General features: G+C 68.3%; 4 protein-coding genes. 2 read left to right on the forward strand and 2 right to left on the reverse strand.

What is annotated here, in order from left to right; translation table 11 throughout:
• The first annotated feature begins 213 nt into the window (after positions 1–213).
• Positions 214–2397 carry a DUF4214 domain-containing protein gene (locus ACPPVX_RS05545; RefSeq protein ID WP_426573904.1) on the forward strand — a complete coding sequence of 728 codons (2184 nt, stop codon included), beginning with the start codon at positions 214–216 and terminating at the stop codon, positions 2395–2397.
• Positions 2398–2649: 252 nt separating this feature from the next.
• On the opposite strand, the gene ACPPVX_RS05550 is transcribed toward ACPPVX_RS05545, so the two are convergent.
• Together ACPPVX_RS05550 and ACPPVX_RS05555 are read right to left on the reverse strand one after the other, a co-directional pair.
• A complete protein-coding gene (locus ACPPVX_RS05550) occupies positions 2650–3714 on the reverse strand; it encodes an RHS repeat-associated core domain-containing protein (protein WP_426573905.1) in 1065 nt (354 codons plus the stop codon).
• An 804-nt stretch (positions 3715–4518) separates the two neighbouring features.
• A complete protein-coding gene (locus tag ACPPVX_RS05555; RefSeq protein WP_426573906.1) occupies positions 4519–10344 on the reverse strand; it encodes an RHS repeat-associated core domain-containing protein in 5826 nt (1941 codons plus the stop codon).
• A gap of 333 nt (positions 10345–10677) precedes the next feature.
• On the opposite strand from ACPPVX_RS05555, the gene ACPPVX_RS05560 reads away from it, so the two are divergent.
• Positions 10678–11946, forward strand: coding sequence for a hypothetical protein (locus ACPPVX_RS05560; RefSeq protein ID WP_426573907.1), 1269 nt, complete (start codon positions 10678–10680; stop codon positions 11944–11946).
• Positions 11947–12188: the final 242 nt, after the last annotated feature.

Below are 12188 nucleotides of genomic sequence, written 5' to 3' on the forward strand. Positions count from 1 at the left end.
ACTCCTCACCCTCCGAGCGGTCGTCCCGACGACCGGGCGAGCTGACACTGGCCTCAGCGCCGAACAAGGCGCGGGCGACTGGAGGGTCCCATGACATCAGCACGAGCGCGCACCGAAGAAGGACGCACCCGATGGGGGCGCGGCCGTGCGACCCCGGAGATCCACCACACCCGGCCCCGACGACGAGCTGCGACCCTCATCGTCGGGGCCGCGGTGGTCCTGGCCCTGCTGCCCTTCGCGGGGCAGCAGGCCCAGGCCGCCGTCGGTGACATCGGCACCGAGGATGCGCCGTACGTCGAGGCGACCAACCCGACCGTGTCGAAGCCGCAGAGCAAGGTCTGGTTCCAGGACGGCGCCTGGTACGCCGCCATGCTGAAGACTGGCACCCCGTCGTCCACCGGCCGAGCGAACGCCGACTTCTACATCTACAAGCTGACGGGCGGGACCTGGGTCCCCACCGCCACGCTGCTCGACAACCGGGGCACCACCAAGCTCGACGTCGTCGTCTCGGGCAACAACCTGTACGTGGCGTCGCACAAGTTCATCGGCACCGCCACGGGCGTGGCGGAGACCACCGACTCGAACAAGACGAAGATCACCAAGTTCACCTACGACGCCGGCACCAAGACCTACACGAAGGTCGTCGGCTTCCCGAAGAACATGAACGACTACGAGATGGAGTCGCTCACGATCGACGTCGACAGCACCGGCGCCATCTGGTCGTCGTGGGCCATGGCCAACAAGGTGTACTGGCAGCGCTCGACCGACGGTGGCAACACCTGGTCGGCGCCCGCGGCCCTCACCGATGCGCAGGCCACCACCAGCAGCGATGACGTGGCCTCCCTGGTCGCCTTCGGCACCCAGGTGGGCATCATGTGGAGCGATCAGGCCGTCGGCCACGACGGGTTCTGGTTCGCCACCACGGCGGCCGGCTCCGGCCCCGTCACCTGGGCGGCCGCCGAGGCGGCGTACACCGGCATCGGCGTGGGCGATGACCACGTCAACCTGAAGGCCCTCAACGGCGACGTGTACGCCGCCGTGAAGACCCGCATGGACAGCGGCTCCAAGCCGCTGATCGAGGTGATGCACCGGTCGAGCACCGGCAACTGGACCCGGACCACGGCCTACGTCGGTTCGACCAACACCACCCGCCCGGTCCTCGAGCTCGACGCCACCCACCAGACGGCCCAGCTGTTCGTGACCGGTCCCGAGGTGGCCGGCGGCAAGGGCGAGAACGGCGGGGCGATCTACCGCAAGACGGCCCCGCTCTCCACGCTGGCGTTCGGCGCCGGCCTCGGTGAGAAGGTCATGAGCCGGCCCGGCACCGGCCGGATCAACGACACCAGCGGGTCGAAGGCTCCGATCACCGACGCCACCGGCGTCACCGTGATCGCCGCCGACCAGGTGACGCTCCACTACTGGCACTTCAGCCAGGGGCTCACCCTGACCGCCCCGTCGGCCCCCAACGGCGTCACCGTCCAGGCGGGCGCCGGCAAGGTGATGCTCAAGTGGGGGGCGGCCACGGCCGGCTCCGCCGCCATCGATCACTACCGGGTGACGGCCACGCCGGCGCTGCCGACGATCCCGGACTTCCCGGCATCGGCGACGGGCACCTTCCAGACGATCACCGCACCCAACGACGTCAGCCGGGTGTTCCACGTGCAGGCGGTCGCCGCCGGCACCACGGGACCGGCCGCCGACAGCGAGCCGGTGACCCCGGGCGCCTACGTGCCCTTCCTCTCGACGGACACGTTCACCGAGCAGCAGGCCAAGGACTTCCTGGGCCGCAGCGCCACGGCGGCGGAGAAGTCGTCGGTGCACTCGTCTCTGGTGGGCGGGGGCAAGACCGCTCCCGACGTGATCATGGGCAGCCTCTTCTACGGGGCGAACTCGGTGGCCCGCCCCGACGGGACCGGCCCCCAGGCCCGCATCTCCCGCCTGTACTTCGCCTACTTCCTCCGGTCGCCAGACCGGTCGGGGTACGACTACTGGCTCGGTCAGCTGACGGGGGGCAAGTCGCTGGAGCGGATCTCGAAGGAGTTCGCGCTGTCGTCGGAGTTCGTCCGGACCTACGGACCGCTCTCGAACTCCGACTTCGTGAACCTGGTCTACGGCAACCTGTTCGGACGGGCCCCCGATGCCGGCGGCAAGACCTTCTGGGTGAACAAGCTCGACGGCGGCTTCCCCCGGGGAACGATGATGACCCAGTTCAGCGAGGGCTCGGAGTACCGCAACAAGAGCCTCCGCAAGGTGCAGACGGTCATCGTGTACCGCCACATGCTCCAGCGGCTGCCCACGGCGGCCCAGCTGACCACCGAGCTGGCGAAGGCCTCGATCAACGTCGAGATCTCCGACATCCTCGGCTCAGCCGAGTACAAGGGGCGCATCATCCCCTGAGGCACCAGGTCCGTCGGTCGATCGCAGAGCAGGAGGGGGCGATCGACCGACGCAGCCCGGTGCCGTGGGAGGGGCGACCCTCCACTCCTTCCACGGCGCCACCCGATCCCAACGGTCGGGTGGCCCCGCCGCGTCCTGGGGCCTGCGGTCCAACCGGTCACTTAGATCACGTCGAGCAGCGCGAACCCGCACACCGTCTGCACGAAGACGTTCTGACGCCTCGCCCACGCGTTGTATCGCTGAAGCATCAAATCACACGCTTCCATGGCGACGATGGTCCACACTCGAGCGAGAGGCAAGGTCGCGCCAATGTTTCTTTACGAACCCACTTCCGGGCCATTTGCCCGACATGTCCGAATACACGCTTGGGTTGGATGCGGCGTAATCGACAGGGCTCCGAGTCGCACCGATCAACGGGTCCACACTGATGAACTGCCCGGTGACAGGGTCGTAGTAGCGGGCTCGGAGGTACTGGAAGCCGGTCTCTCCGTCGGTGTACTGGCCGGCGTAGCCGAGGAGGGGTTGGGTGCCGCTTTGGGCTTTGACGGTGCCGTAGGCGTTGAAGGTGCGCCGGGAGACCTCGGTGCCGTCGGTGCTCGATGTGGACAGGCGAACCGAGCCGAGCTGGTCGTGGTGGAGCCACGTGGCCGTGCCGGCACTGTCGATCTGCTCGATCGGCTGGCCGCCGGGCCCGTAGATGACCCACGTCGACGCGCTGCCGGTCTTCTGTCGCAACAGCAGCGGCAGGCCGGCGCCGGCCGAGTACGTGAACTCGGTGGTGGCTCCGGTCGGATCGGTCTTCGATGCCCGGGTGCCGGTGGTGTCGTAGCGGTACGCGTAGGTGCTGGTGGGCTGAGCGAGGTAGCCGGTGACGTCGAGGAGCCAATCAGCGGAGTGGTTGGCAACGATCTCGATGGTGCCGTCGGCCTTGAGGGGAACCATCACCAGGCTGTTGCGGTTCGTCGCGGTGCTGTCGAACACCACCTTCCCATCCGCCAGGGTCCCCATCCCGGCCGACCCGTCGGGGTTGATCTGCACGGTCTCATCCGCACCCGGGTTGAGGATCGTGAGGTCGGCGACCACCGCGGTAGCCGTCGACGGGATGGCACCTTGACCTGCCACCTGCACCCGCTGGCGCACCGCCGCGGCCAGCGGCGCGCATGCTGTCGGCACGCAGCTCCCAGCCGGGGTCCGGCTGTCGACCAGACGGACCGACGCCGCCAACGGCTCATAGGCAAGGCCGACGCTGGTTGAGGTGGGGTTGGCGAAGTAGCCCGACACGTCGATCACGAAGTCCACCGACGTGCTGGTCGTCACCGACAGGTACCCACTGGCCGCCGGGCCCATTGTTCTGGTTCACATCATCCTCAAATCGGATCAACGGGTCTCCTGGCGCACGTTGTGCAGCAGGGCAGCTACCTCGTCGAGAGGCGTCGCGCGCACCGGCGAGTGACTCCCGGCTGTCCCGCTCCAACACCCGAGATTTATCCCGACGCCATATGCCCATCAACTGAACCTAGATACCGCTGATCCAACGAGGGATCCTTTGTGCTTTATGATAAATAGTGTCGCGCCCGTCAAGCGCAGCCAAAGATCCGAACTCCTCGAACCAACGATCATGAGATGCGTTTGCAGACCATGCCGTCGAGCGAACCCATTCAGAACATGCCTCGGATCGCAAGAATGATTATCGCAATACACGCCAGAGCGAGCATTTTTCTACCAACCTGAGCGTGGCTTGAGTCCTCAGGAACGTATGGCACGTTCCATGACTCCGGCCAATACAAGTGACCAACGCCGCAAACCACAGCACCAACCCCAACGATAGATAAGACGATCATTTCAATCATGAAACTGAACAGGCCATGCTACTTATCCTCCTTGTCGATCACGTCGCCATCTAACTTCGCCAACCACAGCCATGACGCAAGTGCAGAACGCGACCGTTGCGAGAAAGGCGGCGACTCCACCGCCAAATGCCACCGGCACTCCAAGTATCAAACCGAAGATGAATCCGCCTACAACCGCCTGAACCCTCACTGACTGCCGCAGGGACCACTCAATGTATCTCTGATACATGTTCTGTAGCTTCTGCCTTTCCGGGATTGTGACGTACCACGGCTAGGGACCCGGGGCCCCGGGCGGCGCTCCGCCGTTCATGGCCGAACTAACGCACCCTATTGCGCCTCCAAGAATAGTGCCCCAGAACGTTCCCATGCCAGGGATGGCGGATCCGACTATGCCGCCGCTCACCGCGTCGGTCGCTCCTCCGGCTATGCACGATCCAACATTGCTTGGACTCGCAAGATCACGCAACTCGCTCGCGATACGATCGAAGTCAATGCGGAATCCATCATTTCCACCAAGCTGGCCTCCAGTGCGTCGCTGTTGAAGGTTGCCGTCGGCGTCCATATCTTGGTTCCGTCCGTCAACATTGATCCCCTGATCACAGTTGGGCGTTACGAGAACTGGGCTTCCAGTATATGTCATTCCCCCATTTGACTCGACACCGCCAAGATAGTCGCCAGAACAGTCAAACCCGTGCGTGCATAGCCCGCTTGGGTCCCCAGAATGCACTGGATTTTGGTCAGCGTAGGCGAGCGGTGCAGCGGTAATCGAAACCAGCGGATCCACGCTGAGGAACTGGCCGGTGGTGGGGTCGTAGTAGCGGGCTCGGAGGTATTGGAAGCCGGTCTCTCCGTCGGTGTACTGGCCGGCGTAGCCCAACAGCGGTTGGGTGCCGGACTGGGCTTTGGTGGTGCCGTAGGCGTTGAAGGTGCGCCGGGAGGCTTCGGTGCCATCGGTGCTCGAGGTCGACAGGCGGACCGAGCCGAGCTGGTCGTGATGGAGCCACGTGGCGGTGCCGGCGTTGTCGATCTGCTCGATGGGCTGATCGCCGGGGCCGTAGATGATCCACGTCGACGCGCTGCCGGTCTTCTGTCGCAACAGCAGCGGCAGGCCGGCGCCGGCGGAGTAGGTGAACTCGGTGGTGACCGCATCGGGATCGGTCTTCGTGGCACGCGTGCCGGTGGTGTCGTAGCCGTAGGTGAAGGTGCCGGTCGGCTGGGTGAAGTAGCCGGCGATGTCGAAGCTCCACGTCGCGATGGCCGCCGTCGCCACGATCTCGATGGTCCCATCGGACTTCAGCGGCAGGAGCACCACCGAGCTGCGCACCTGGCCGTTGAGCACGTTCACGGTCTCGTCCGCGCCCAGGCCCATCCCCGTGGAGAACGTGGGGTTCAGCCGCACGTACCCATCGACGGCGGGATCGGTGAACGTCACCGAACCAACCACCCCAACCGCACTCGACGGGACCCCGTCTTGGCCCGCCACCTGGATCCGCTGACGCACCGACCCCACCAGGGCCCCACACGACCCGCCCACGCACGGACCCGAAGATCCGCCCGAAGCCACCGTGACCAGACGACTCGCGCCGCTGGTCGCATGGAACGCCATCCCCGGCGACGACACCGACGGCACCGTGAAGTAGCCCGACACATCAATGACGACATCCAGCACCGTCCCCGTCCAGAGGGTGAAGCGACCCCCGCTGTCGACCGGAACGACCACCGTCTCGTTCACCGTCCGCCCCGCGACGTAGTTGATGGTCGCGGCGCCGCCACCGCCCCACCCGTTGTCGACCTTGACCTGCCCCGGCGATGCCGGCGCAATGACGGTGAGCGAGATCACCGCCGCATGCAGACCCGACGCCGGCAGCCCCGCCTGTCCCGCCGCGGTGACCGAGGTGGTCTGCCCCGCAGCGCGAGTGCTGCACGGGTTCCCGTCACAGGTTCCGGTTCCGTTGCGCGTGTCGACCAGCCGCGACGGCGTCGAGCTCCGGTAGGTGTCCGCCGTCGAGCCCGCCGTCTTGAAGTAGCCGGTCACATCGAGCACCACATCGGTGGCCGTCGACGCCACCAGCGTGAGCTTCCCATCGGTCAAGGGGATGATCGCGGTGATGTTGGCGTTCGTCGACGCCGCGTAGTTCAGGGTCGTCGACGCTGCGGTCCCGTTGGCGTTGACCCTCAGGTAGCCGCTCGCCGACGGGCTGATCACCGTCACCGTCGCCCACACGGCCGCCACGTTCGAGGCCGGCAGCGGAGGCTGGCCCGCGAGCGTCACGGTCTTCGACACCCCCGACGCCAGGCGGGCACACGGCGAAGGGTCACACGCCCCGATCGTGCTGCTGCTGCGGGTGTCGAGGAGGCGCGCCGCCGAGAACGTGGCCAGCTGACCCTCACCGCCCTGGACCGACGGCACGTCTGCGGAGGTGAGCCGGTTGGCCTGGTCGTAGGTGAACTTCGACCCGACGCCACCGACGGGCTGCTGGGAGGTGCGGTTGCCGCGCTCGTCGTAGGAGTAGGTGGTCGCATCCGACGGCGGGGAGGCACACGTCCCGGTCGTAGCGATCGGCGATGTCCAGCACAGCTGCTGCGCCGGATCGACCACCTGGAGCTGACCGCTGGGGCCCTTGGTGAGGTTGCCCGCCGGATCGATCGCGAAGCTCTCGGACCCGGCGGCGGTCAGCCGGTCCCGACCGTCGTAGGTGTTCGTGGTCGGGTTGGCTCCTGACGTGGTGGCGGTGCCCGTCGTCGTGGTGGTGTCGACCATGCCCTTCTTCGACGTGGGCCTCGTGTAGGTCTCCGAGCCGAGCACCGTGCCGGTGCTCGGGCCTTGACGCCACGTTGCGGAGGTCATCCGACCGGCCGCGTCGTACCCGTACACGTCGGTGTTGGCGGTGCCGGATGGCATGGGGAAGGTGGACGTGGTCCAGTTCGAGTCCTCGTCGTAGTCGAAGCCCGAGACCCGGCCCGCCCAGTCCTTCACCGTCGTGAGCCGCCCGGCGTCGTCGAAGCCGCGCACGACGTCGACGGTCTGGTCTGGGTACCGGATCCGATCGAGGTTGCCGGTCGGGTCCCAGCGGTAGCTGGTGGTCTGGCCGTTGACGTCGACGTGCGAGGTCAGCTCCGACGCAGCGTTCCACCCCCACGACTCGGTCGCCGCCGTCGAGGTGGCCGTGGCCGCGCGCGTCGCCGCGGTGCGGCGGCCGAGCGCGTCGTAGCCGATGCCGGTCACATCTGGTGTCGCGGTGTCGGAGTAGTCGATGCCCGTCGGCCGGCCCGCCGCGTCGTAGGCGTAGGTGACGCAGCCGACCTTGGTGGCGGCCGTGCACGTCGCCCCCGCGGCGGCCTGGGTGACGGTGGTGAGGTTGCCGTAGGCGTCGTACCCGTAGGTCTCGGTGCGGTCCTTGGGATCCGCCGACGTGAGCAGGTGGCCCGCCGGGTCGTAGGTGTAGTCCCAGTGGTCGCCGTTCTCGTTGGTGAAGCGCTTCTGCTCTCCACCGGGCCAGTACAGGTAGCTCTTGGTCGCCCCGCCGGGGAGGTGCACCACGGAGAGCTGATCCGTGTCGGTGTAGTCGTAGCTCGTCGTGTCACCGGTCCCGGTGCCGGTCTTGACCGACGCGGTGTTGCCGTCCGCGTCGAGCACCGTCACCGTCACATCGCCGGCCGGGCCCGTCACCGTGGTCGTGCGAGCCGCCAAGTCGTACTCGTAGGTGATCTCGAAGTCGTGCGCGGCGGCCGTCGCGTTGCCCCGCGGCGACGTCGACACCGTCGGCCACCCCAGCGCGTTGTAGGTGGTGGTGGCGGTGTGGGTGAGCGGGTCGCTCGATGACACCACCAGACCCGTCACCGGGTCGTGCACCTCTGGCCACGCCTTCAACCGGGCGTCGGTCACCGTGGTCACATCACCCAGGTGCGCCGAGTCGCCGTAGGTGTAGGCGGTCGTCGCCGCATCGCTGGTCCCGACAGCGGCGGTCACCGAGTCGAGCCGGCCGTTCGACGCGTTGTAGGAGTAGCTCGTGGTCACCACGGCGGTGGTCGACGGCGACAGCGGCGCGGCGGTCTCCCCGGTCGCGACCGACGTCACCTGATCGGACGAGTTGTACGCCCAGCGCGTGACGCGACCGGTGGGATCGGTCTCCGAGGTGTTGTTCCCGACCGCGTCTTCGCCATAGGTCCACACCCGGTCATCGGAGGTGGCGGAGTTGCCGTCGGAGCGGACCACCGAAGTGAGCGCGTTGGTGACCGGGTCGTAGGAGAACCGGGTCGAGGACTGCGCCGCGGTCCCGTAGCCCTCGATCGACTCCACCCGTCGGCCGTCCACGTAGCGGTCGACGCTCACCCGGTCGGGTGCCGTGCCACCGCCCTTGACCGTGGTGGTGGTCGAGTCGACCGCCGGCTGGTCGTAGGCGAACGTGGTCTCGGCCCCCAGCTCGTTCGTCTGCGACTCGACCCGACCCACCGCGTCGTACACGAGGGTCACGGCCTTGGTGGCCTGGCGGGGCTTGCGCACCGATGTCACCCGGTGAGACCCGTCGTAGCCGAACACCCAGTGGCCCCCTGACGGATCCCGGTAGTCGGTCAGCTCGCCGGCGCTGTCGTAGGTGAGGACCATCGATACCTCGGTGCCGTTGATGGTCGGGCCGGTGACCTTCGTGAGCCGCCCGCTCGTCCAGGTGAGGGCCAGGAAGTGGCCGGTGCTCGCCGCCAGCGCGTCGGTCGGCTGATCCGTGATCTGATCCGGCAGGCTCGACCCCGCCGGATAGCGGTACCGGGTGATGTCGCCGAACCGGTCCCGGATCTGCGAGATCTCGCCGGTCGAACGGAACGTGAGCGTCTCGGTGTGGTTGCGCGTGAAGGTCCAGGTGCCGTCGGTCTCGTGCACCAGGGTGGCCGAGAACCTCCCCGGCGCCTTCCACCCCGACCCGTCCTTCGCGAACGGCACGAGCGCACCCGTCTCCTGCACCACGTCCTTCGAACCGTCCGCGTCGTTCGTGCGCAGCGATGCCATCGCCGACGTGGAGAACCCGAACCCCGCCTTGCCCGCCGAGCTGTCCACCGCCAGCGAGTTGTACGCCAGCCCCACTCCCAGCCCTCCCGCGCGGCTCGGCAGCGACAGCCCCGGGAGGTCCTCGTGGAAGTTGCCCGTGAACGTGTCGACCGGATCGCCGCGCAGGCACGTCACGCACAGCTCGTTGCGCAGCGCCGGGTTCGACCCGTACCGCTCCGCGGCGCTCGGGTACCGCGTGATCGCCGGATCGTCGGACGGCACGGTCAGCCCTGCCGCACCCATGTGGCTCCCGATCTGCTGCTGCGACAGCAGACCCGGGTAGACCGCCAGCTCGTCGACATCACCGATGAAACCGAGGTCGTGGCTTCCCCAGTTCCCGCCCGGCCACGAACCCACCCCCAGCCCGGTCCACCCGTCCCAGCTCGACGGATCTGGAGCCCAGTGCGCGCCGGTCGGCAACGCGAACCACAGCCGCTTGTCCACCACGATCCCGAGCGTGTGGTGCACGGCGTCCCACAGGACGACGAGGTGGTGCCAATCGCCCAGGCTCACCGTCCCGAGACCGCTCGTGTCGACGTGGATCCGCGAGGCCGGCCCGTTGTCGGGCCGGTCGCTCAGGATCAGCGCCCCGTGGTCCAACGCCAGCGTGAAGCCCCACTTCGTCGCCAGCAGGACCTCCGAGCCGCTCTGCCACGCCGTCGGCCGGAAGTAGAGCTCGGTGGACGCGGCCGGGTAGGACCCCAACTCCCCCTCGGTGCCCACATCCACCCACGACTCCGGTCCACCGCTCAGGTGCACGGCCTGGCTCTCCGCGATCCCATGCGGCTCCGTGGCGAACGGCGGTCCGTACCAGCGCGCATCCCCGGACTCGCTCAAGCCCGTCGTCGCCGCCGAGTACTGCGAGCAGTACTGCGGATCCGCCGCGCACCCAGCGGGCGTCGCCGCCACCACATCGTTGAACCGCCAGTACCCGGTCGGCGAATCCGCCGCCACCGCCGCCTGGTAGTCGGCCGACGCGTCAGCAGCCACCGGGCCCGCACCCACCACCAGCGCCAGGCCCGCCGACAGCACGCACGACCCCAGCAGCGCCGACACCGCGCGCCGCCACGATCCGCCCGCACGTGCACGGGCGCGAAGCATCTGACCATCCACCGTCGGAACCCCCAGGTTGAAGAAGGTGCCGTCCGCCCAAATCAGCTACTCATCAGTAGCGACAGCTCGGGCATCATCAACCCCACGCCCATCACTGTCAATGACCGATCCGACCACCCACCGCGGTCAAATCGGACATCGCCGGCGGCACCCGTTGTGGGGAGCCAGCTCCGACCCGAGCGGCACCAAATCGGACATCGAAAATGTTTGAGGATGTCCGATATTGGTGGTGGTTGACGGGCTTGGGTGTCAGACCCTCGGCGTAGCATGGAACACATGTTCGATGGACCCGAGGCCGATGCTGCTGCTGCCCGCCTGGTGCGGGCGCACGCCCTGGTCGACGCGGTGCTGGGGATCGACGTGCGCGGGGCTGCGGGCGTCGAGCTGTCGGTGCTGCTGGAAGCGCGTGCGGAGCTGTGCGCGATGGCCGATGGGGCCGCGGTGGCGGCGGTGCCGGGGTGGGAGGCGTCAGGCGACTGGACCGGCGACGGGTCGTCCACCCCGGTCACCTGGCTGGTCAACCACACGGGTGCGGGCCGCACCACGGCGGGGGCGCTGCGCCGCACCGGCCTGTTGGCGGCGTCGATGCCCCACGTGTCCGCCGCCGCCGCAGCGGGGTCGCTGCCCCTGTCGCACCTGCACCAGCTGACCCGGGCCCGCCGGGCCGAGGTGGCCGAGGTGTTCGACCGCGACGAAGCCCTCCTCGTCACCGAAGCCACCGGTCTCACCGCGGACCGGTTGGCGGCCCGCCTCATCGAGTGGCGCTACGGAGCCCTCGCCGAGCTCGGCCGCAACGACCCCGACCGCGATCCCGGCCCCCAGACCGACGACGACACCATGACCATCGTCGTCGGGTTCCAAGGCCGCGGCCTCGTGGCGATGGACCTCACCCCCGAATCGCTCGCCACCCTCGTCGAAGCCCTCGACGCCCGCATCGACACCTGGCGGCGCACCGGCCAACTCACCGGCGACGACCGCACCCACCCCCAACTCGTCGCCGCCGCCCTCCTCGACCTCATCACCGACGGCTCCACCAGCAGCCGGCGCGGCCAGCCCCGACCCCTCGTCGTCATCACCGCCACCCTCGCCGCCCTGCTCGACCACGCCAACCTCACCGGCACCGAACGAGACCGCTGGGCCGCCCGCATCCTCGGCGGCGGCTCCATCGGCCGCCACACCCTCCGCGAGCTCCTCGAACGAGCCAACATCGCGTTCGTCGTCACCGACGACGACGGCGAACCCCTCCACGTCGGCCGCACCCGCCGCCTCATCACCGCCGCGATGCTCACCGCCCTGCTCGCCCGCTCCGGCGGCACCTGCGAACACCCCGGCTGCCACGCCAACCACCACCGCTGCCAAGCCCACCACCTCACCTGGTGGCGCCACGGCGGCGAAACCAACATCGACAACCTCGTCCTGCTCTGCCAACACCACCACCGCCTCGCCCACCACGGCTGGCCCATCACCCGAGGCCCCACCGGCCTCGAGTTCCGAAGAACCAACCACACCCCCATCCCCCCACCCCGCTACCACCACACCGCCTGAGCATCGACAGGCCCCCTGGGACGGAGACCCGAACCAACTCCGACATGAGCGGATCCAACCAACCGACCGCTCGGCAGCGCCCCACCCACGCGATCCGCCGACTCGCCCGCACCACCGCGGGCGAGTCGGCGCGCCCGCGCGTCGGGGCGCGCCGATTCGCCCATCAGCCTCACGGCCGGCCCGATCTCACGGTCCCCGAGGGGCGAAGTTGACCGATCGGTCAACTTGGGGGCGGCGACGGC

This window comes from Aquihabitans sp. McL0605 (genome assembly GCF_049993875.1).
Classification (GTDB): Bacteria; Actinomycetota; Acidimicrobiia; order Acidimicrobiales; family Iamiaceae; genus Aquihabitans.

What these genes read in the sequence shown, in the direction of transcription:
- ACPPVX_RS05560 (WP_426573907.1), top strand. Translation starts at nt 10,678, where the DNA reads ATGTTCGATGGACCCGAGGCCGATGCTGCTGCTGCCCGCCTGGTGCGG.